Origin of the sequence: Limisphaera sp. VF-2, assembly GCF_049537125.1 — a bacterium.
Lineage (GTDB): Bacteria > Verrucomicrobiota > Verrucomicrobiia > Limisphaerales > Limisphaeraceae > Limisphaera.
On the sequence record NZ_JBMVQY010000001.1, the window covers coordinates 629,886 to 652,290 of the forward strand.

17 protein-coding genes are annotated in these 22,405 nt (G+C 66.6%); 6 read left to right on the plus strand and 11 right to left on the minus strand.

The annotated features are described in order from the left end of the window. Positions 1-12 precede the first annotated feature (12 nt). The gene (ligA, locus tag ACPDIT_RS02240; protein WP_423441157.1) at positions 13-2,430 is read left to right on the plus strand and encodes an NAD-dependent DNA ligase LigA; all 2,418 of its coding nucleotides are present in this window, start codon (positions 13-15) and stop codon (positions 2,428-2,430) included. 98 nt (positions 2,431-2,528) lie between these two features. Here ligA and leuA read toward each other — a convergent pair whose 3' ends face one another. The 8 genes from leuA to ACPDIT_RS02280 form a co-directional block, all read right to left on the minus strand. Beyond that, a complete protein-coding gene (gene leuA, locus ACPDIT_RS02245; protein ID WP_423441159.1) occupies positions 2,529-4,190 on the minus strand; it encodes a 2-isopropylmalate synthase in 1,662 nt (553 codons plus the stop codon). A 554-nt stretch (positions 4,191-4,744) separates the two neighbouring features. Next, on the minus strand, positions 4,745-5,047 hold the full coding sequence (locus ACPDIT_RS02250) for a P-II family nitrogen regulator (RefSeq protein ID WP_423441161.1): 303 nt from the start codon (positions 5,045-5,047) through the stop codon (positions 4,745-4,747). Beyond that, positions 5,044-6,033 (minus strand): sodium-dependent bicarbonate transport family permease, encoded by a 990-nt coding sequence (locus tag ACPDIT_RS02255; protein WP_423441163.1) that lies wholly within the window; start codon positions 6,031-6,033, stop codon positions 5,044-5,046. Before ACPDIT_RS02255 ends, ACPDIT_RS02250 begins: the two co-directional genes overlap by 4 nt. Positions 6,034-6,039: 6 nt before the next feature. After that, a complete protein-coding gene (gene purE, locus ACPDIT_RS02260; protein WP_423441165.1) occupies positions 6,040-6,543 on the minus strand; it encodes a 5-(carboxyamino)imidazole ribonucleotide mutase in 504 nt (167 codons plus the stop codon). A gap of 13 nt (positions 6,544-6,556) precedes the next feature. Continuing rightward, positions 6,557-8,254 (minus strand): dihydroxy-acid dehydratase, encoded by a 1,698-nt coding sequence (ilvD, locus tag ACPDIT_RS02265; protein WP_423441167.1) that lies wholly within the window; start codon positions 8,252-8,254, stop codon positions 6,557-6,559. Positions 8,255-8,264: 10 nt separating this feature from the next. Further along, the gene (locus ACPDIT_RS02270) at positions 8,265-9,482 is read right to left on the minus strand and encodes a 5-(carboxyamino)imidazole ribonucleotide synthase (RefSeq protein ID WP_423441168.1); all 1,218 of its coding nucleotides are present in this window, start codon (positions 9,480-9,482) and stop codon (positions 8,265-8,267) included. Positions 9,483-9,537: 55 nt separating this feature from the next. After that, the gene (locus ACPDIT_RS02275; RefSeq protein ID WP_423441169.1) at positions 9,538-11,409 is read right to left on the minus strand and encodes a DUF4914 family protein; all 1,872 of its coding nucleotides are present in this window, start codon (positions 11,407-11,409) and stop codon (positions 9,538-9,540) included. An 816-nt stretch (positions 11,410-12,225) separates the two neighbouring features. Further along, a complete protein-coding gene (locus tag ACPDIT_RS02280; RefSeq protein ID WP_423441171.1) occupies positions 12,226-13,011 on the minus strand; it encodes a hypothetical protein in 786 nt (261 codons plus the stop codon). A 170-nt stretch (positions 13,012-13,181) separates the two neighbouring features. On the opposite strand from ACPDIT_RS02280, the gene mutS reads away from it, so the two are divergent. The 3 genes from mutS (at position 13,182) to ACPDIT_RS02295 (ending at position 18,282) form a co-directional block, all read left to right on the plus strand. Next, the gene (gene mutS / locus ACPDIT_RS02285) at positions 13,182-15,845 is read left to right on the plus strand and encodes a DNA mismatch repair protein MutS (protein WP_423441173.1); all 2,664 of its coding nucleotides are present in this window, start codon (positions 13,182-13,184) and stop codon (positions 15,843-15,845) included. Between the two features lie 321 nt (positions 15,846-16,166). Further along, a complete protein-coding gene (gene proC, locus ACPDIT_RS02290; RefSeq protein ID WP_423441175.1) occupies positions 16,167-16,994 on the plus strand; it encodes a pyrroline-5-carboxylate reductase in 828 nt (275 codons plus the stop codon). Between the two features lie 28 nt (positions 16,995-17,022). Then, a complete protein-coding gene (locus ACPDIT_RS02295; protein WP_423441177.1) occupies positions 17,023-18,282 on the plus strand; it encodes an AI-2E family transporter in 1,260 nt (419 codons plus the stop codon). Between the two features lie 13 nt (positions 18,283-18,295). On the opposite strand, the gene ACPDIT_RS02300 is transcribed toward ACPDIT_RS02295, so the two are convergent. The 3 genes from ACPDIT_RS02300 to ACPDIT_RS02310 form a co-directional block, all read right to left on the minus strand. After that, positions 18,296-18,730: a DUF420 domain-containing protein gene (locus ACPDIT_RS02300; RefSeq protein ID WP_423441179.1), complete on the minus strand. Its 435-nt coding sequence runs from the start codon at positions 18,728-18,730 to the stop codon at positions 18,296-18,298. A 4-nt stretch (positions 18,731-18,734) separates the two neighbouring features. Further along, positions 18,735-19,433, minus strand: a complete 699-nt coding sequence (locus tag ACPDIT_RS02305) for an SCO family protein (protein WP_423441181.1) — start codon at positions 19,431-19,433, stop codon at positions 18,735-18,737. A gap of 448 nt (positions 19,434-19,881) precedes the next feature. Then, positions 19,882-20,145, minus strand: a complete 264-nt coding sequence (locus ACPDIT_RS02310; protein WP_423441183.1) for a hypothetical protein — start codon at positions 20,143-20,145, stop codon at positions 19,882-19,884. 454 nt (positions 20,146-20,599) lie between these two features. On the opposite strand from ACPDIT_RS02310, the gene ACPDIT_RS02315 reads away from it, so the two are divergent. Further along, on the plus strand, positions 20,600-20,794 hold the full coding sequence (locus ACPDIT_RS02315) for a hypothetical protein (RefSeq protein WP_423441185.1): 195 nt from the start codon (positions 20,600-20,602) through the stop codon (positions 20,792-20,794). A gap of 18 nt (positions 20,795-20,812) precedes the next feature. Next, entirely contained in the window at positions 20,813-22,222 is a 1,410-nt protein-coding gene (gene hpnH / locus ACPDIT_RS02320; RefSeq protein ID WP_423441187.1) for an adenosyl-hopene transferase HpnH, read from the plus strand. Positions 22,223-22,405 lie beyond the last annotated feature (183 nt).

Consider the following 22,405-nt stretch of genomic DNA (forward strand, 5'->3'; position numbering starts at 1 on the left):
CGCCCAGGTACCATGACCCTTGCCGAAGCACGTGCCCGTCATGCCCGGTTGGTGGCCGAGATCCGCGCCCACGACCACGCCTATTACGTGGAGGCGCGCCCCACGATCAGCGACCGCGAGTACGACCGGCTTTTCCAGGAACTGCTGGACCTGGAGCGACAGTTTCCCGAGCTTGTGACGCCCGACTCCCCCTCGCAGCGGGTCGGGGGCGCCCCGCTCGAAGGATTCCGCCGGGTCCAGCACCGCATCCCCATGCTCTCGCTGGAAAAGTTGCGGCCCGCGGATCATCCCACGCGGGCCGAGGAGCCGGACGAGGCGCGGCGCAAGCAGCGCCAGGACCAAAACACCCTGCGTGAATTGCTGAACTGGGACCTGAACCTCCGGAAGCTGCTGCACCGCGAGCGGCTCGAGTATGTGATGGAGCCCAAGGTGGACGGCGTCTCCATCAGCGTGCACTACGAGAAGGGTCGTTTCGTTCTGGGGGTGACGCGCGGCGACGGCACCGCGGGCGACGACATCACGGCCAACTTGCGGACCATTCGCTCCATTCCCCTGGTCCTTGAGGTCCGCAATCCGCCGGCGTATCTCGAAGTGCGCGGCGAGGCCTACATGGCCCAAGCGGACTTTGAAAAACTCAACCGCCAGCTCGAGCAGGCCGGCGAGGAACCGTTCCCCAACGCCCGCAACGCCACGGCCGGCACCCTCAAACTGTTGGATCCGCGCCTGGTCGCACAGCGCCCCCTGCGCGCCGTCTTCTACGGACTGGGCCTCTGTGAGGGCATCCAGTTCCGCACCCATGCAGAAGTGCTGGAGTCGTTGCGCCGGTTCGGTCTCCCCACGCAACCGTACTGGTGGCTCTGCCGGGACGTGGAGCATCTGTTGGAGATCTACCGGCGCGAGGTGGTGGCCGATTACGATGAAGAACGTGATCTGCGTCGCCGCCTGCCCTACGAAATCGACGGCATTGTCATCAAGGTCAACGACCTCTCCCTGTGGCCGCGGATTCCCGCCAAGGCGCGTGCCCCGGGGTACGCCATCGTGCACAAACCGATCCACTGGATCGAGCCGGCCGAGACGGTGCTCAAGGGCATCACCGTGCAGGTGGGGCGGACCGGGGTCCTGACGCCGGTGGCGGAACTGGAGCCGGTGTTCGTGCAGGGCTCCACCATTTCGCGGGCCACGCTGCATAACGAGGACGAGATCCGCCGCAAAGACATCCGCATCGGGGACACGGTCGTCATCCGCAAGGCGGGCATGGTCATCCCGGAAGTGGTGGAGGTGGTCAAGAGCAAACGCCCGCCGGATGCCAGGCCGTTCGACCTTTACGCGCACGTGGGCGGGCGCTGTCCGGCCTGCGGCGGGCCCATCGCCAAGGAGAAAGTGGCGACCGGAGAAGGCGAAGAGGTGGCCTGGCGTTGCCAGAACATCGCCGGTTGTCCCGCCCAAAAGATCCGTCGCCTGGAGTTTTTCACGCAGCGCAAGGCCCTGGACATCGAGGGCATCGGCGGCATTGTGGCCGAGAAACTGGTGGAACGAAAGCTGGTGGACGAGCCGCTGGACCTGTTCGACCTGGACCTCGAGACGCTGGCGCGGTTGAACCTGGGCACCGAGGAGGCCCCCCGGGTCTTCGGCGAGAAAAATGCCCGCAAGGTGTTGGAAGCGCTGGAACGAGCCCGGACGCTGCCTCTGGCCCGCTGGCTTTTCGCTCTGGCCATCCCGAATGTGGGCGAGGTCACCGCCCATGACATCGCCGCGTTCCATCCGGATCTGGAGAGCGTGGCCGAGTCGCCTCTGCTGCGCGGCGTGGTGCGGCTGGACGAGGCCTGGGCGGAGGCCGAAGCCCTCAATCCCAACTCGCGCAAGAACCCGCCCCGGACGGAAGCGGAGCGACGGCATCGCGCCGAAAAGTTCGAGGCGTTGCGGGCGGAGGTTGAAAAGATTGGCCGCGAGTTGATGGCCGCCGGCTTCGCCCGCCCTGCCGCCCGATCCGAAGGTCCGCTGCCCGCTTACGTGACCAAGGTCGGGCCGGTCGCCGCCCGCAGTGTGCTGGAGTACTTTGCCTCCCCCTTGGGACGCCGGGTGCTGCAACGCCTGCGCGCCCTGGGGATCCGCCCGAAAGGCTCGACTCCGGGCCGGGCCGGCACGGGCCCCTTGGCGGGGAAGACCTTTGTGCTGACGGGCACGCTTTCGGCTTGGACGCGCGAAGAAGCCGCCGAGCGAATCCGGCAGGCGGGAGGTCATGTGGCCAGCTCGGTCAGCAAAAACACCGACTATGTGGTGGCGGGCGAGAATCCGGGGTCCAAACTCGACAAGGCCCGGGCCCTGGGCGTGCCCGTGCTCAACGAGGCAGAATTCCGGCGACTCCTGGAAGAAGCCGGCGCGGCTTCTTCACCCGCGCGCGGCGGTTCAGCGCAACCGGAACTTTTTTGACCTGGCAACCCGTTGGCCTGCCCCCTGGGTCGCAGGCACCGCTGTCGGGCAAATCGTTCTCCCGAACCTTCGGGATGTCCCGGGCCCGGACACCCGGTTCAGGCGGAAGCGCGGTTCAACGCACTCAGCACGGCCTTGACGCCGGCCAGCTCGATGTTCGTGTCCACGCCCGCCCCCCAACGGGTGCGTCCGTCGCTGAACCGGATCTGAATGTAGGCGATCGCGCTGGCCTCCTCGCCGGCGCTCAGGGCGTGCTCACTGTAGTGCACGATCTCAAAGCGCGGCACCCCGTGGTGGATCAGGCCATGGACCAGGGCGGCCAGGGGACCATTGCCCTCGCCCCGGATGTCCACCAGCTCGCCATTGCGGCGCAGCCGGGCCAGGCAGGTAACCCGCCCGTCCCGGCTCTGCGTTTCGAAGCCCACCAGCTCCCAGGGCCGGGTCCGTTCCACATATTCGCGCCAGAACATCGCCTTCAGTTCGGCGCCGCTGACCTCGCGTCCCAGCCGGTCGACCTCGTCGTTCGCGATCGGGCCAAATTCCCGCTGCAATTCCTTGGGCAGCTCGATGCCGTACTCGTTCTCCAACAAATACGCCACGCCACCCTTGCCGGACTGGCTGTTGACCCGGATGACCTCCCGGTACTGGCGGCCGATGTCCCGCGGATCGATCGGCAGGTACGGGACATCCCAGTACTGCCGACGGCCCTCGTTCCACTCGCGCAGGCCCTTGCGAATGGCGTCCTGGTGCGATCCGCTGAAGGCAGTGAAGACCAGCTCGCCGGCGTACGGTTGCCGGGGCGGCACGGTCATGCCGGTGCAACGCTCGTAAATCTCCCGCAAGCGGTTGATGTCGCTGAAATCCAGGCCCGGATCGATGCCGTGCATGTACATGTTCAGCGCCACGGTGACGATGTCCAGGTTGCCGGTTCGTTCCCCGTTGCCGAACAGGGTTCCCTCCACACGATCGGCCCCGGCCAACAACGCCAGCTCCGTCTTGGCGATGCCCGTGCCGCGGTCGTTGTGCGTGTGGACGCTGATGATCAGGGAGTCCCGGTTGCGGATGTTGCGACAGATCCATTCCACCTGGTCGGCATACACGTTGGGCATGGCCACCTCCACCGTGTCCGGCAGGTTGAGGATCATCTTGTGCTCCGGAGTGGGCTGCCACACCTCCATCACCGCCTCGGCCACTTCCTTGGCGAATTCCACCTCGGTGGCGGAAAAACTCTCCGGAGAGTATTGCAACCGGACTTCCGTGCCCTTCAACCGGGGCAGCCGATCCTTGATCATTTGGGCGCCGCGCACCGCCATCTGGATGATCTGCTCCCGGGTCATGTTGAACACCACCCGCCGCTGGGCCGGACTGGTGGAATTGTACATGTGAATGATCACCCGACGCGCCCCCACCAGCGATTCGAAGGTCCGCTCGATCAGGTCCTCCCGCGCCTGAACCAGCACCTGCATCCACACATCCGGGGGAACTCGATTCTCCTCGATCAGCCGCCGGTTGAACGTGAACTCGGTGTTGGACGCCGACGGGAAGCCGACCTCGATCTCCTTGAAGCCGCATTTGACCAGGGCTTGGAACATCTCCAGTTTCTGGCTCACGTTCATCGGGATGGCCAACGCCTGATTCCCGTCGCGCAAATCCACGCTGCACCAGATGGGGGCCCGCGTCAGCACCCGGTTGGGCCACTGTCGATCCGGCAGGTGCACCGGCGGGAATGGTCGGTATTTCGTCCAGGGTTCTTTGAGCATACGCGTTTCAAAGGTCACTGCCGGGGAAACCGCGGCGGGAAAAAATCGCAAACCCCACCGCCGGGCCGGCAGTGGGGGTTTTTCCGGAATCCGAGAACCGGGGCTAAAACCCGACTGCCGCGCCGCGACCCCGCAGCGCGCCCGACAACAGCAGCAGGTTCAGCCATCCGTTCATTGCGACCCCAGCCTAGCCCACCCTGCCGTCAGGGTCAAACGCATTCTTGCCCGCCAGCGCGCGGCGCTCGTCTTACCATTGGGCCGCCCCATCGGGGCGGCAATTCACCAGCCCAAGGCAACGCCCTGGGAATCGGGTTTGCGCAACTCACCCCGCCCTGAAGGGGCGAAATTCGATGGGGCAGGCCCGGCCCTGGGGAGGGGCTCACCAAAGTGCCGTTTTCCTTCGGCTTTCACGCGCCGAGGACGCCCAACATCCCCGCCGATTTTTCGCAGCCAACCGATGCTTGAAGGGCGCCACCCGGGGGCCCGCCGCCGCTTTCCGGGCCCCTCGAGCCCTCCCCGTTCGCCAAGGGCCGGGGTCCTCGAACCGCGACGGGTCAAAACTTTTCCGGGCGCAGGACCTCCACCGCCGTGACGTACACGATGGCGGCAAACTGCGGCAGAAAATCGCGATGCAGTTTTTCCACCAGTGCATCTGCCACGGCCGCAGGGACGATGACCTCGACCTGGATATTGGCAAACTCTTCGATGTCCGCGGGCCGCTCGCCCCTGGCACCGGTGCCCTCAACGGGGAAAAGCGTGTAGCCGTGCACCCCGTGGGACTTGAGCAGTTGCAACAGGGGCACCCGCGCCAGCGCCTCGCAAACCACGGTGACCAACTTCATCGGGTGCGTTTTCATGGCAAACCTCCCAGCCACCACCGGGCCAGTTGGTAGTACAGGGGCAGGCCCAGCGTCACGTTGAAGGGAAAGGTCACGGCCAGGACAGCGGTCAAATAGAGCGTGGGATTCGCCTGGGGCAACGACAGTCGCATGGCTGCGGGTGCCGCGATGTACGAAGCGCTGGCAGCCAGCACGCCCATCAAAAAGGCCCCACCGGGGCTGAGCCCCGCAAAATGCCCTGCAACGACCCCGACCGCCCCGTGCACCATGGGCATGACCAGCCCGAAGGCAATCAACCACAACCCCACCCGCCGAAGTTCTCCCAAACGCCGCGCCGCCACCATGCCCATTTCAAAGAGAAAGAGCGTCAGGACTCCCTGAAAAGGCGCGACGAAAAAGCCACGGGTGGCCTCTTCCCCGCGTGCACCGCAAATGGCTCCCGCCGCCAGGGCCCCGAGCAGCAGAAACACGCTCCTGCCCAGAAGCGCCTCGTGCAACACCTGCCGCCATGGCAGCCCGCCCTCGGCCGCCGCCTGCGGTTGCGTCAGACGTCCCAGCAAGACTCCCACCACAATGGCCGGCGATTCCATCACCGCCAGAAACGCACTGGCATGGGGTTCGTAGGGCACGCGAAGCTCGTTGAGGTAATTCACCGCCGCCACGAAGGTCACCGCGCTGACCGAACCGTAATGGGCCGCAACCGCCGCAGCGTCCACCGGACTCAACCGCACCAGCCTGCGCAACACCGGGTAGCACCACAAGGGGATGCAGCACCCCAACAGCACCGCCGCCAGCCCCGGGCGCCAGACCTGACTCCACCCGGACTCCGCCAGGGCCACGCCACCCTTGAAGCCAATGGCCATCAGCAAATAGGTGGCCAGCGCGGTGTACACGGGCTCGGGCAGGCGCAGGTCCGTCCGCAACAAAACCGACAAAACTCCCAGGGCGAAAAACACAATGGGAGGAGAGGCCAGGTTCGCCAGGACGCCTTCCCACCAATCCATGACCGGCTACCGGGACAGGGATCGGTTCTTGGCCCGCGACTCGCGCGCCATGCGCGCCTTGAACTCGTGCAACTTGCGCCGCAGGTTTTCGTCCTGCACGGCCAGAATTCGCAGGGCCAGTAGGGCCGCATTGCGCGCATTCCCGATGGCCACCGTGGCCACCGGCACACCGGCCGGCATCTGCACAATGGACAACAGCGAATCCAACCCGTGCAGGGCCTGGGTTGGAATCGGCACGCCGATGACCGGGAGGACCGTGTGGCTGGCCACCATGCCGGGCAAATGCGCGGCGCCGCCGGCCCCGGCGATGATCACCTGCAGGCCCCGCGACTCGGCCGTGCGGCCGTACCGCGCCATGTCGTCCGGGGTCCGATGCGCCGAGACCACCCGGACCTCATGCGGCACCCCGAACTCCTCCAAGAGCTCGGCGGCGGCCTTCAGCGTCGGCCAGTCCGAATCGCTGCCCATGATGATGCCGACCCGCGGCGTTTCGGAGCGGGGTGCTTTCATGCAAAAACAACCTTCAAGGATTCAGATGCAGGTCCGTGATCGCGCCCAGGGCGGCCGAGCTGACCGTGTGCGCGTACTTGGCCAAAACTCCCCGGCGATAACGCGGCCGCGGCGGACGCCACCGTGCCCGGCGGGCGGCCAATTCCTTCTGCGGGACCAGAAGCGTCAAGGTGCGCTGCCGGGCATCGATCACGATCCGGTCTCCGTTGCGGACCAGCGCCAGGGGCCCACCCACGTACGCCTCCGGACTGATGTGCCCCACCACAAAACCGTGGGTGCCGCCCGAAAACCGGCCATCCGTGATGAGGGCCACCTCGGCACCCAATCCCTGCCCCATGATGGCCGAGGTGGGCCCCAGCATTTCGCGCATGCCCGGCCCGCCACGGGGGCCCTCGTACCGAATCACGACCACGTCCCCTTTGCGGATGCGCCCGCCCAGAATCGCCTTCATCGCCTGCTCTTCGGAATTGAAAACCCGCGCACGACCTTCGAAGCGCAGCCCCTCCTTCCCTGTGATCTTGGCCACGGCTCCCTCCGGAGCAAGATTGCCGCGCAGAATCACCAGGTGACTGTCCTTCTTGATGGGCCGGTCAAAGGGCCGAATGATCTCCTGATCCGCCGGATAGTCCGGCACCCCGGCCAGATCTTCGGCCAGCGTCCGGCCGGTCACGGTGCGGCAGTCGCCGTGCAAAAGCCCCTTTTCGAGCAGGCGCTTCATCAGGGGCCGGATCCCACCAATGGCCACCAAATCGCTCATCCAGAAACGACCACTGGGCTTGAGATCCGCCAGCACCGGAACCCGGCGCCCGATGCGATCGAAATCGTCCAACGTCAGGCGCACCCCGGCCGCATGGGCGATGGCCAGCAGGTGCAGCACGGCATTGGTGGAACCGCCCAGGGCGATGACCACGGCGATGGCATTCTCGAAGGCCTTTCGGGTGAGGATGTCCCGGGGGCACAGCCCGAGACGCAAGAGGTTGACCACCGCTTCCCCGGCCCGCCGGGCGTCCTCGAGTTTGGCCGGTGACACGGCGTTCTGGGCCGAGCTGTTGGGCAGGCTCATCCCGAGCGCCTCGATGGCGCTGGCCATCGTGTTGGCCGTGTACATGCCCCCGCAGGAACCCGGCCCCGGGATGGCGCAGCGCTCCACTGCGGCCAGCTCTTCGGCACGCATCCTGCCCCGGGCGTGTGCACCCACCGCTTCGAAGACCGACACGATGTCGAGGCGCTGATTCGTCCCGGGCAGGCAACCGGGCAGAATGGTGCCGCCGTACACGAAAACGGCCGGTCGGTTCAACCGCGCGATCGCAATCAGGCAGCCGGGCATGTTCTTGTCGCATCCCCCCAACGCCACCAACCCATCCATGCCCTGGCAGGCCACCACCGTCTCGATGGAATCGGCAATCACCTCGCGCGAGACCAGCGAATACTTCATTCCCTCCGTGCCCATGGAGATGCCGTCGGAAATGGTGATGGTGTTGAAAATGATGGCTTTACCGCCCGCCCCACTGACGCCCCCTTCGGCCGCACGCGCCAACTGATCCAGATGCATGTTGCACGGGGTCACCTGGCTCCACGTGGAGGCGATCCCGATGAGGGGCTTGGAGAAATCTTCCGGTCGGAATCCCACCGGATACAGCATCGCCCGGCTGGGGGCCCGTTCGGGGCCGTCGAAGATCCGGCTTGAATAGGGACGAGGAAGCGGGTTCATCGGTGCAACCTCACGGCTGGACATCGCCGAAATCCAGAACCTGTGCCGCCGCCAAGGCCCGCGCCAGGGCCTCATCAGGCGTGGCACCCAACGCCGTAACGTGGCCCATTTTGCGGCCGGGGGCACACCGTGTCTTGCCGTAAATGTGCACGTGGACGCCGGGCATGGCGAGGGCCTGCTCCAGCCCCCGCACACGTCCGGAGCCGTGACGCCGTCCCAACAAGTTCACCATGGCCGCCGCCGGCGTGCGCATCCGGGTCGAGCCGAGCGGCCAACCCAACACCGCGCGCACGTGATTCTCGAACTGCGAACACTCGCACGCTTCGATCGTGTAATGGCCCGAATTGTGCACGCGCGGCGCCAACTCGTTGATCCACACGCCGCCGTCCGGCCCCAGGAACAGCTCGACGCCGAAACTGCCGATCCCACCGACGCTCTCCACCGCCGCCCGGGCCAGCTCTGCCGCACGCGCCGCGCGGGCCGGCGGCACCTGCGCCGGAGCCACCACGTGATGGCAGATGTGATCCTTCTGACAGGTCTCGACGACGGGATACACGGCGCACCGGCCGTCCCGACCCCGGGTGACGATCACGGCCAGCTCCCGCTCGAAAGGGCAAAACGCCTCCACGTACAGCGCCCGGCCGCGGTCTCCGCCCAGTCGTTGCCAGGCCGGCCGAACGTCTTCCGGCCCGTGGACGGTCGCGTTGCCCTTCCCGTCGTACCCGTGACACCGGGCCTTGAGCACCAGCGGCCAGCCCCACTCGCGGCCACGCGCCACGAGCTCCTCCGGATTTTCGACGGCGGCAAACGCCGGCACCGGCAGGCCCGCGGCGGCCAGCGTGCTCTTCTGCAAAAACTTGTCGCGAATGCGCTCCATGGTTGCCGGGCCGGGAAGGACTCGATGGCCCCGGCTGGCCAACAGGGCCAGCGTGCGCTCGGGAATGAATTCATTTTCCAGGGTCACCACCTCCAGGGCTTCCAGGACCCGTGCCACCTCCTCCGCTGCGTCCCAGCCCGGAACGACCTCCACCGGCGTCAACAACCCCGCCGGACAGTCGCGCTCCATTTCCACACACACCGTCCGGCAACCCAGCTGCGCCGCCGCCTGCACCAGCATTTTCGCCAGCTGACCGCCGCCCAGGATCCCGAGCCGGGGCACCGCGCCCCCGACGACGTCGCCTGCGACACGTGCAGTCGCTCGCTCCGTTGCGAGGATTGCTCCCGACATTTGGACAAGCTCCGAAGGACCCGTTACGTTCGCTGGCCCGTTTCCCGGCCCCATCTCAGCCCCCCGGCATCAGTTTTTCGAAATCCGCCACCTGCCCGCCATCCAGACAACAGGTGATGATTTCGCGGCCCAACGGGTCCAGGTCCGGCACCAGAAACTCTCGCAGACACTTCTCGAAGAACGCCCGCAGGATGGCCGCCCCGCGGTCATAGGCCTCTTCGCCCACCTCCGGCTGCGTTTCGACCTGCAGGAACCAGCGGGCAATCGGGACGCCCTCCACCTGCAGTTGATGCAACGTGTAGCCGAGCAGGGGACACCGCGCCGGCCGGAGCTGGTCGGGCCGAAACCGCGCCACGCCCCGGCGCGCCAGGTATTCCCGGGCGATCCACTGTGGCATGAACCCGACCCGCCAGGCGCCAATGTGCTGGTTGGGGCACAGAATGTGCCGCGTTCGGGGACTGTCGAGGAACTGACGCAACAGGAGGTTGGCCTGATCCACTTTGCGCCCGGTGGCGAAGGGCCAGTAGGAGCCGACCCCTTCGCTGGACATGCCCTCCGTCTCGACGATGCTGGGGTTCGCGTGACCCCGGGGGGAAACCAGCCGCCACAACCACGCCAGCGCCGGTGGCAGGATGTGAAACATCCCGAGAATCCCATACGTGGGCTTCTGCCGCGTGCACGGCGGCGTGCGCACCCCGAAGCTCCGGATGTCCACCGTGACCGGACCGTCCACCACCCCCGGATAAATCTTGCGCGGGATGATCACGCGGGGGTTGGGACAGCGCACTCCCGGCGCGTCTTCGATGTGTTCCCAGATCAGGGCCCGGCTGCGCGGCACCGCGTCGATGTTGAGGAACAACAGGGGCACCGGCGGCTCGGCACATAGTTTCTCCAGGTGGACGTCCGTGCCGTAGTGTTCGATGTGATTGACGCGGACAAACCACGCACTCTCCGCGTCCATCAAGGTGAGCTTTCCATCCCCGCCCTGGACGGAGGGATGACAGAGCGCCATGTCGTCGGTGACCGCCCGCAGTTCGCAGGCCCGCGGGATTTGGACGTAGCGGCGTTCGCCGGTCAGAAGATTCTCGCCCAGCAACAGGCGTCCGTCCGGCTCCCGGTGCATGTGCTCGAGCATCTCGCTCTTGCCGCCCCCGCTGGCCCCCTCGTGCATGATCGTGACCACGTTGTCGTATGGCGTGATCACCTGCACCGTCGAGCAGTGATTGGTCACCCAGCCCTCGCGTTCGCCGAGACCCAGCAAGACCCCGTAGATGCCCTTCTTGGCACTCGGCCCCGGATAGAGGTTGTACGAAAACAGCTCGTGCAGACCGTCCCGCCGGTTGTGGACAACCACCTGACGGCCCTGGAAGTGGGTATGGCGAAAGGGTGGCGCGACGTAAATCACGGCCCGGGGGCGAAAGTCCGGGCGGAGTTCATCCCGGCGCAGAATTCCCTGAAGCAGGGCCAGTCCCAGCGCGAAGAACCCCGCGTTGGCCGGCGCGATCACCAGCGCATCCAGTCCCACCCCGGGGCCGCCCGCGTGAAAGCCGAACATCGCCAGTTCCTGCTGCCTCAGCCAGTCAAACGTCGCCTGGCGCAACGGAGCAAAACTGGTCCCGAAACGCTGCCGAAAGGTGGTCTTGTCCGTCGGGGTGTCATCGCCGATCACCATGCAGTCCGGATCCCGCCGGCGCATGTACGGCTCGGTGTAATTCGCGCAAACTCCGTTGCGCACCCGGGCCACCGTCGCTTCCACCACCCTGCCCCGACCCGGCACCTCGTACGCAACCTCGAACCAGTCCGAACCCGGCCCGCCACAAGCCAGGTCCACCAGCTCCTCCGTCGTCTCGGCGATGATCAGCCGCGGACAGGCCGCCAGAATCTCGGCCGCCTCCGGCGGCGGATGATACACGTCGAACTCTCGCATGGGTTTCTTCGTCCTGCTCCAGCCTCGTCAGGATCACGGAAACTCGCCGGCGGCGCAAGATGAGCCCCGGACACAACACCACCGTCCATACCGGGACCGATGAGTGTCCACCCTCCGGGCAGCGTTCCTGATGCCCCCACACCCCGCGGCGACCGTCCCCTGACCGGAACCGCCGCCGAGCTTAGCGCAGCCGTGGACAACCTGTCAAATGAAGCACCTCCCAACGCCGCATCCCTCCGGTCTGATTTACGGGCACCGGCTCGCGGCCCGACCCGGCGACTCCTTCATCCCACGCGCTGAGCCCTGGCCGGCGCATCAAGGCCGAGGCAGGTGATGAGTCGGGCCTTTTCCTGGCGCTTGGCCGAAGGGCCCGGCGGGCTCATCCGGGAACGACACTTCTCGGAAACGCCTGGCCGTCTTGCCTGCCCTGAGCCAGGACGGCCGGGTTGTCGGGCTTCAGCCCGCCAAAGCTCGAAAGCCCCACTGCCAAGGTAAGCAAGCCAGTTGGCGCACGGATTCGAGGTGCAGGGTGCGCCAGGTGCGGTGTCCGCGCGGCCTGGCGAGCCCTGGCCCGCTCCGCAGCCTCAATGGACTGTCATCAGAGGGCCGGGTCACCAGGGCCCGCGCCACCGACCAGCCGATTGGCGAGACTGCACGTCCCTTACAGGGCCGGAGCTGCGCAAACCCACCACGGTTCGAACCCCGAGCCGGCGCGACAATCCCCGACCGCGATGACCCCTTCCCGGAGTGTTCGATTTTGGCCCTGCAAAGGTCGCGCCCCTGCGCGGTGATTTCGCCCCACGGCTCGGTTGCCGTTCACGCCGCGGGCGACCCGAAGTAGTGCTCGCGGAGCGGGCGGAGGTATCGATCGCTCAGGGTGGTCAGGATCTCGCGGGCCAGGGTGAACTGATCGGACAACTGTTGCAGCACCGTTGAGGACCACGGCGCGTCCGCCTGCCGCGCCGCCAACCGGTAAAAGTATCGCCCCTCTCGTTCGTAGTCCGCCAGAGAGCGCCCCTGGGAGAAACGGCGGCGCACCCCCTGCAAAAGTTGCGACAGGTGATCCGGAAAGACGCCCGTCAGGAACAGCGCCAGGTCGCCGATGCGCTTGTAAATCCGCGGACGCCACTCGGGAGCCACCAGATGACAGACCGCTACCATGTCGTCGAGGTTGAGATCGCTGAACCGGCGTTTGCGCCAGAGCCCCCGCTCCTTCCAGTAGAGCGTGCCGGAGTGCGTCCGCACAAAGGAGCACAGCAGGTCCACAAGGTAGTCGAAGATGCCCGGCTGATCGAGCAGCGCCCGCGCTTGCGAGCCGGCAAACACCGGGATGCGATGGCCGGCGTCCCGTTCATAGACCAGCCCGTGCGCCTCCAGGTCCCGTCGCACCCGGCGGAGCAACACCGTGAAAAGCAGGCGCGGGGAGATGCGCACGAGGGCCTCTTTCTCCTGCAGCAGGCGATCCACCAGGCGCGGGTCATCCAGCATCGGCGCCACCAGATCCGGTTTGTCCCGCAGCAGCTCGACCACCCGGTCGTGGTCCTTGCGGTGCGTCACGACGGTTTCGACGACAAACTGCAAATCGGAGTCACTCCAATGCATGACTCTGCAATCCCGTTGTCCGTCCGCGTCCTCCGTGAGCGCAAGGTACCATCCGGCACCGCACGGGTGCAACAGCCAGCGCTCCGTCCACCGGCCCGGCAATCGCCTTGCCCTGGCCGCTGCCCCGGGAAAAAATCGCAGCAATGGTCGGCAACACCGCACTTACGCCCATGATGGCGCAGTATCGCCGGATCAAGGGCGAACTGCCCCGGGACGCCCTGTTGTTGTTCCGGTTGGGCGACTTTTACGAGATGTTTTTCGAGGACGCCCAGGTCGGAGCGCGCATTCTGGGCCTGGCCCTGACGCGTCGCAACGGCGTGCCGATGTGCGGCCTGCCCTACCATGCCGCGTCCACCTACATCGGCCGGCTGTTGCGGGCCGGATACAAGGTCGCGCTCTGCGATCAGCTCGAGGAAGCCAGGCCCGGCAAGCTGGTCAAACGCGAGGTCACCGCCATCCTGACTCCGGGCACCCACTTTGACGAACGGCTGCTGACGCAGGAGCAGAACAATTTCCTGGCGGCGGTCTGCCCCGGCACCGAGCGCTTCGGTCTGGCGGTGGTGGACCTGACCACCGGCGAGTTTCGCGCGACCGAGTTGGAGGATCTTTCGGCCCTGTTGACGGAACTGGAACGGCTGCGGCCGGCCGAGATCATCCTGCCGCAAGAGGCCGCCACCCTGCGGGCGCAGCTGCTCGGGGAAACGCCCGTCGACGCCTCTGCCGGGACACCGTCCCGGTCCGGCACCGAGATCGGCGCACCGCGACCCACCCGATTCGGCTGGGTGGTCAATCCGCACGAAGACTGGGCCTTCGCGCCCGAGACCGCCCAGTTTGCCCTGCGGGACCACTTCCGGGTGGCCACTCTGGACGGGTTCGGTCTGAAAGGCCGCCCCTGGGCGACCGGGGCCGCGGGCGCCATTTTGCATTACCTGACGCAGCATCTGCATCGCGACGTGCGGCATCTGACGCAACTGTCCTTTTACCAGCGCGGCGATTTCCTGGGCCTGGACACCGCAACCTTGCGGCACCTGGAGGTGCTCGAGCCGTTGCATCGGGATGCACCCCGACAGGCCTGCCTCTACGGCGCGATCAATCGCACCGTCACGCCCATGGGGGCCCGACGACTGCGGGACTGGCTTTCGCAGCCGCTGGCCACGCTGGCTCCCATTCATCAGCGCCAACAGGCCATTCAGGCCTTCCTCGATCATCCCGGCACTCTGGACGCGTTCCGCCGGCAACTGGCGGAGGTCCGGGATCTGGAACGAACGCTGAGCCGTCTGAGCGCCGGCAGCGGCAACGCGCGGGACCTGGTCGCCCTCCGCCTGGCTCTGGAGCAATTCCCCGCACTGCGCGAGCAGTTGCTCGGACTGCGATGCGCTCCCTCGGCCGAGGCTGCCTTGCCGCTGGGCGAACCCGCCCCCGCCCCCGTCGTGCCACCCCTGCTCCAGACCCTGGCCGGCCAACTGGTGCCCCTGCCCGAGCTGGTGGATCTTATTCAGCAGGCCATCGTGGACGATCCGCCCCTGTCCGTCAAAGAAGGCGGCCTGATCCGCGACGGCTTCGATCCCGCCCTGGACGAGCTGCGCCGGGCGATGCGCGAGGGCAAGGAATGGATCGCCCGGTACCAGGCCGAGGAAATCCAGCGCACCGGCATTCCCTCCCTGAAGGTCCGATACAACTCGGTGTTCGGCTATTACATCGAGGTGACGCGCGCGAATCTGGACCGCGTGCCGTCGCATTACCAGCGCAAGCAGACCATCGCCAACGGCGAACGGTTCATAACGCCCGAACTGAAGGACATCGAGGCCCGCATCCTGGGCGCCGAAGAGCGCAGTCTCAAACTCGAATACGAACTGTTCCAACAGATCCGGGAACGGGTGCTGGCCCATCTGGTCCCGTTGCAACAAGCCGCCGCGGCGCTGGCCCAAGCCGACGTGCTGGCCGCCCTGGCTGAAACCGCCCGGGTGCACCAGTACTGCCGCCCCGAGGTGCGGGATGAAGGCCTGATTCAGATTCGCGACGGGCGCCACCCCGTGCTGGAACAAACGCTGTTGGACGAACGGTTCGTCCCCAACGACACCTGGCTGGCCAGCGGCCCGGCGGCCGGACGGGCCCAGGACGCCCCGGAAGGCCCGGCCGCCGGGGCCCCGCCCCAGATCGCGCTCATCACCGGACCGAACATGGCCGGCAAGAGCACCTACATTCGGCAGGTGGCTCTGCTGGTCCTGCTGGCGCACACGGGATCGTTCGTGCCTGCGCGATCGGCCCGCATCGATCTGGTGGACCGGCTCTTCACACGGATCGGGGCCTCGGACGATCTGACCCGCGGCCAGAGCACGTTCATGGTGGAGATGACGGAGACCGCCAACATCTTGCGACATGCCACGGCGCGAAGCCTCATCGTTCTGGACGAGGTCGGGCGCGGCACCAGCACCTTCGACGGATTGAGTCTGGCCTGGAGCATCGTCGAGTACATCCACAACCAAATCGGGGCCAAGACGCTCTTCGCCACGCATTATCACGAGCTCACGGAGTTGGCGGCCCGCCTGCCGCGGCTCAAGAATTACAATGTGGCAGTGCGGGAGTGGCGTGATCAGATCGTGTTTCTGCACAAGATCGTCGAGGGGGCCACGGACAAGAGTTACGGCATTCACGTCGCCCGGCTGGCCGGCGTGCCGCAGCCGGTGCTCGAACGGGCCAAGGTCATCTTGGCCAATCTGGAAGAGGCCGAGCTCAATCCGGACGGCACGCCCAAAACCATGTCGCGTCGCCAGCGGGATCGCGAAAAGCTGCGCCAACTGGCGCCGTTTACGCAGTTGGATCTCTTTGGCTAACCGCAACGCCGGACCGGCCGCGGTGCGCGCCCGCCGGCCGCCTCGGCAGCGCCGCGTGCCGGTGGAGGTGGCCTGGCGCGCAAAGGAGGCGAACGGCTGGCCCGGGCCGGGCCGACTTCGAGGGCCGGGGCGCGTCATCGATCCCGGAACTTCCAGGGGTTCCCAGGATTCGCGCGCCCCGCTTATGCGGGTCCCCGGGCGGCCTTTGCCGGAGCTGGCGTGGACGACGTTCGTTTCCCCGGATTCCGCGGCCAGGACCGGTAACGAGCGAACGCGTTTTGCGCTTTGCCGCGGAGGGGCCGGCCTGCTACAAGATCGGCCATGCCTGCCAGATTGACCCTGGGCTTTGTGGGCACCGGCCAGATGGCGACCGCGTTGGCGCGGGGATTTCTCCAGGCCCGTTTGCTGCGTCCGAGCCAGATCCTGGGCAGCGACCCGAGTGCCGAGGCACGCAAGCGCTTCAGCCAGGCCACCGGCGCCCGTGTGGTGGGGCGCAACCGGGAGCTGCCCCAAGCCGCCCAGGTGCTGGTGATCGCCACGAAGCCGGATCAGGTCGGCCCGGTGCTGCAGGAGCTGCGCGAGGGTGTTACGCCGCGTCATCTCGTGATCTCGATTGCCGCCGGGGTGCCGACGGCCCGGTTGGAAGCGGCCCTGCCCCCGCAGTCACGGGTCATTCGCGTGATGCCCAACACCCCCGCCCTGGTGGGCGCCTCGGCCACGGCCTTTTGCGCGGGGCGCCACGCCACCCGGGCGGACGAGGCACTGGTGGAGCGATTGTTCGCTGCGGTCGGCCTGGTCTTGCGGGTCAAGGAGAGTCTGATGGATGCCGTCACGGGGTTGAGCGGCAGCGGACCGGCCTACGTTTGCCAGTTCGTCGAGGCATTGACGGATGGGGGCGTGGCCTGCGGCCTGCCGCGCGAAACGGCCCGGCGACTGGCGGTACAAACCCTGTTGGGTACGGCGCGGATGTTGGTCGAAACCGGCATGCACCCGACCACGTTGAAAGAGATGGTCACCAGTCCCGGCGGAACCACCATCGAGGGTTTGCAGGCCCTGGCGCAGGGCGGCTTCCATGGGACGGTCATGAACGCCGTGCGTGTGGCCGCCGAGAAGGCGCATCGGCTGGGGCAGACGGCTTCGACGAACTGATCCGGAGCTCGCTTTCGCGAAACGCTTCATGGCCCTGCCACCTCCCACGCCCCTGCAATCGCGGCTGATCTGGGCTGCTCTGAGCGGTTTGGCCCTGGCGACCCTGGTGGGGTTGGTCGCCGCGTTGATCTGGGCGTTGGGCCGCGTGCTGGACGTGCTTTCCCCGGTGCTCTGGCCGCTGGCAGTCGCCGGCGTGCTCGCCTACCTGCTCGATCCGGTGGTGGACTGGCTGGAAGCACGGAGAATCCCGCGGGTGCGCGCGGTTTTGCTGGTGTTTTTGCTGGCGGTGACGTTGCTGGGGGGCGTGCTGGGCATCGCCGTGCCGCGGCTGGTGGTGCAGACGCGGCAGTTGATCGAGAATGTCCCGACGTTTGTGGCGCGGCTGGAAGCCCGGCTGCAACACTGGGCCACCCACCCACCGGCGGTGTTGGAGCAGACGCTGCGTCGGGCCGGGCTGCCCTGGTTCCGCCCGCCGGACACGGCTGAGCCGGCCGCCCCGCAGTCGGCCCCACCGCCTGCGCCCGCGCCCGGTCCGGCGCCGGAGCCCCCGCCGGGCCGCTGGTGGGACCAGCTCGACCCCTCCACCGTGCAGCGCGTGGCTGAATGGACCGGACGTGCCCTGCGCACGCTGGGCAACTGGCTGGCCGATCAACTCTCCCGGTTGACCGGTTTGTTCGGCATCGTCGCCGGTCTGGCCCTGATTCCGATCTACCTGTTCTATCTGTTGGTGGAGAAACGCCGGATCACGGATTCCTGGACCCGCTACCTGCCGCTGCGGGATTCCCGGCTCAAGGAGGAAGTGGTGTTCATCCTTCGTTCGGTCAACGAGCATTTGATCGCCTTTTTCCGGGGCCAGGTGCTGGTGGCCATGTGCGACGGCGTCCTGTACGGGATCGGGTTTGCCCTGGTCGGGCTGCCGTACGCGTTTCTCATCGGCGCCCTGGCGATGGTGCTGACGATCATCCCCTTCCTGGGGGCCATCGTGACCTGTTTTACCGCGCTCATCATTGCGCTGGTCAGTTTCGGGGACTGGCAACATCCCCTGATGGTCCTGCTGGTCTTCGGAATCGTGCAGGCCATCGAGGGCTACGTATTGCAGCCCCGCATCCTGGGCTCGCGGGTGGGGCTGCATCCCATGGTCATCATTGTGGCGATCATGACGGGAACCACCCTGCTGGGCGGACTGCTGGGCGCGATCCTGGCCATTCCCCTGGCGGCGGTGCTGCGCGTCTTGTTGATGCGCTATATCTGGGCGGCGCGAACCGGGGATTCGAACCGCCGGGCGTGAAGCCCCGGTCCGATCACCCGCCGCCGGTTTGCGGAAAGATTTGGTACAGCAGCAGATAGATCAGCACACCGGTCAGGGAGACATACAACCAGACCGGCCAAGTCCAGCGGGCCCAACGTCGGTGTGCCTCCCACCTCTGTCGAAGCGCCAGGGTCACGGTAATCAGGACCATCGGCACAATCGCTGCGGCCAGCACGGTGTGGGTGAGGAGGATCCCGAGGTAAACGGGGCGAAACCATGCGGGATCACGGAAGACCGTTCGACCCGCGTGTGCATGGTAATAGAGGTAACTGACCAGGAAGAGCGCCGAGACCACCACCGCGGCCAGCATGCAGACGCGGTGCGCATCGCGGCGGCCGTGCCGGATCATGCGCAGGCCGGTAATCACCAGCGTGGCACTGGTGGCGTTCAACAGGGCATTGACCCACGGCAAGTCCTGGACACTCATGGGCTCAAGGCCGATTTGTTGTGGCTGCGTCCGCTGGTTCCCGTTCCAACTGGCGCAGCGTCCGGACGATTTGTCGGCGCACCGGGGTGAAGTTGAAGTCTTCTCCCACCGTTTCGAAGCTGGCGCGGACACGGCCCTCGGCGTCCACCACGACGAAGGTGGTGCTGTGAATGAAAAGATCGGCCGGATTGGTCCGTTGGGATTCCGGGATGGGCACGGCGGTGAGCTTGAGGCCGTCGATCGCCAGGCGCGCGATCTGGTCGGGCGCCCCTGTCAAGAACCACCAGCGCCGAAAGTCCGCGCCGAACCGTTCTCCGTACTGCCGCAACACCGCGGGGGTGTCGTAGGCGGGATCGGTGGTCAGGGTGATCAATCGGACCCGCGCATCCGGAGGGAGCGCATCCTGCAGCGATTTCATGCGGCGCGTCATCAGGGGACAGGGCCCGGCGCAGCGGGTGAAGATGATGTCCGCCACCCACGGCTGGCCGAGCAGGTCAACGCGCCGCACCACCTGGCCGGCCTGGTTGGTGAGCACGAAGTCCGGCACGGTGGAAAGGATGGGCAACGGTTGGGCCGGGCGGCTGCCCAGGTTCATCACCATCAGCGCCAGCAACAGGATCAAAGTCAGCCCCAGCAACACGACGCCGATGGTCAGCGTGTGCAGCGAACCGAGCCGTGTCCCACTTGTCCTTTGGCTTTGCATCGAACCGGTCACCCCGGACCAAACGGTGCCGAATGATGACCCAGGTTGCGCCTGCTGTCCAATGGCAAGCTCGGCGGCCGCGGGCTCGGGCCGGTTCCCGCGGGCATTCGGGCGGGGATTCATCGCAGTTCCACCTTTCTGCGCGCAGCCATGCGCCGTTCGTGTGCGGGACAGCGCGGCCTTGCGTCCCCCGCCACTGCCGGAGTGGAGTCTCTCCAGCCTGATTCAACGAACTTCGGAACCAACACGGCTTCACGTCCGGAAAGGTCGAGGCGGCAGCAGTCCGTTTCACGAAAAGCAGGCGACCCCACGGGCGGGGCACCTGCCAGCGCCAGGGCGTCTACACATGTCGCCCTCCGAGAGTCCATGGGACCGGAGCGGCGGGGCCGTGGCCGGAGCGGTGCGCGGTCTCTTGCACTCCGGGGCGATCTGCCCGGGGCTGAGCCAATCAACGGGCGGCTCCGGCCCGTTCGTTGGATCGGGAGCGCTGCAAGTGGTTCAGCGCCCGGTGCAGCCGTTCCAGTTCCTGTTCCGTGGCCTGCTTCTGGTCGGCCGCCATGTCCAGCAAATCTGCCGCTTCTTCCATGTCCTCGAGGACTTCGCGCAGCTGACGGACAATGTCGTTGAGCCGACGCAGGGCCTCGTCGAGGGCTGCGGGTCGGCGGGCCTCCGCGGTGGGCCCCGGCGCGGCGGAGGACCCGGAACGGGCCACAGGAACAGCCGCGCGGGGAGAACCGGGGACCGATTCCTTCGGCTGGGCGGGAGGTTCCCCCGCGGCCACCGCAGGCTCGCTTTCTGTTTCCGGGGGCCGGTCCCCCGGCACTTCGCGGAGCGCAGGCGGTGGTTCCTGGCTCACCGTCGAGGGAGGTTCATTCCCCGCTGTTGAGGCCGCTGCAGATTCCGCGTCCGCTTGTCCCTGAACATCGCGATGGCGGCGACCCCCGCGCCGGCCGCGACCTCCACGCCGTCGCCGGCCGGAAGGATTCGGGCTGTCTGACACGCCGTGGGTTTCCCCGTTGGGATGCGCCTGATGTTCCTCGCTCATTGACATCCGCATCATGAAGCGGGCCGACCGCCCCAAAAAGCAACTGAAAACCGGCGTCTCCGGGGCTGCGTCCCGAGTTCTGGGTTGCAGGCCCGCGTTCCCGTTCTATAGTTGCCACCACGTGAAGCGAGCGAACATCAGCAGCATCACCGCCCTGGCTCTGGGGTTGGTGGCCTGGTTGGGTACCGGTTGCGGGGGATTCAACGCCAATGTTCCCGTCTCCCCGCTCTGGTTCATCCAGCAGCCCGCGCCGGGCACGGAGCCGGTCGTCGACAGCCCGGAGTCGGCCCCGCGGGTGTCGCCTTTGGTGTCTTGAACCCTCCAAGGAGCCCGTATGCGTTTTCCCCTGCCTCTGACGCTCAAGATTGCCGGTCACATCCTGAAACACAAACTGCGGCGCACGCCCAAGTTTGCCATGGTGCTGCAGCTGGAACCGCTGCACACTTGCAACCTCACCTGCACCGGCTGCGGGCGCATCCGGGAATACTCCACCAGCCTGAAGGACATGGTGCCGCTGGAAAAGTGCCTGGCCGCGGCAGCCGAATGCGATGCGCCCATGGTGTCCATTTGCGGGGGCGAACCGCTCATCTATCCGAAAATCGAGGAACTGGTGGAGGGCCTCTTGCAGCAGGGGCGCATCGTGTATCTCTGCACCAACGGCGTGTTCATGCGTCGCAAACTTTGCGATTACCTGGCCGCCACCTACAGTCCGGCCCAGGAGCCCCTGCTGGAGCAACTGTTGGCCGAGGAACTCATCACCCCGGCGCAGCGCGAAACCATCCGCAAGGGCAAGAGCGACGGGCGCCCGGTCATCCGGCCCAGCCTTTGGTTCTACTGGAACGTCCACATCGACGGCCTGGAATACACTCACGATCTGATCGTCGAGCGTGAAGGGGTTTTCCGCGAATGCGTGGCGGCCATCAAAATGGCCAAACGCCTCGGGTTCCAGGTCGCCACGAACACGACGGTCTACCGCGAGACCGACGTGCAGGAGATCGAGGACATGTTCCGGTTCTTCTCCTGGCTGGGCGTGGACGGACACACCATTTCCCCCGGCTACGACTACGACGCGGCCAAGAAGGACATGATCAAGCGCCTGGGGAAGGACCCGAAAGAATTCTTTTTGACGCGCGCCATGACGCGCCAGAAATTCGCCCGCATCCTGGAGTGGGGCCGGCAGTTCAACATCTTCGGCACGCCCGTGTACCAGGAATTCCTGGCCGGGCTGCGGGAACTGACCTGCACCGCCTGGGCCATCCCGACCTACAACATCAAGGGCTGGAAGGCGCCCTGCTACCTGATTACCGACGCGCATTATCCGACCTACGCCGAAATGCTGGAAAAGGTGAACTGGGAGAAGTACGGCGTGGTCAACGGCGTGGCCCGGGATCCCAGGTGCGAGAACTGCATGGTCCACTGCGGCTACGATCCCAGCGGCGCTCTGGGCACCAGTTATCGCCGCGGTGATCACTGGAAGAATTTTCTCTACAACATTCGGCCCCGGCCCAAACCGTCGCCCGACGGGGCCAGGGTGCAGGCTTTCAACGGCTGTTCCATCGGGCGGGGACATCTTTCCGCGGCGCGCAAGGCGGCCGAGGTGCGCACCCAGGTTGCGGCGGGCAACAACGGCGGCCACCCCCCTCATGTCGGCACGTTTTGCGGCGACCGCTCGCCGGCTGCGCCGCACGAAGCGGGTGCGCCCGCCCGACCCGCGGCTGATCCCGCCAGCCCTCCCCGATCCTGACGGCAAGCGCCCGGATCCGAACCGGGGTTTTCCCCGCGCCGACGTCCGTCGCCCAAGGGACCGGCTCCGTTTCATGCCGGCCCGCTCCCCGAACTGAAGGGCGCCCCACCGGCCCGGCGTGGGTGTCCGGAGCATCGGACCACGGACAGCGCCACCGGTGGAATACATCCGGGTCGTTCCCCT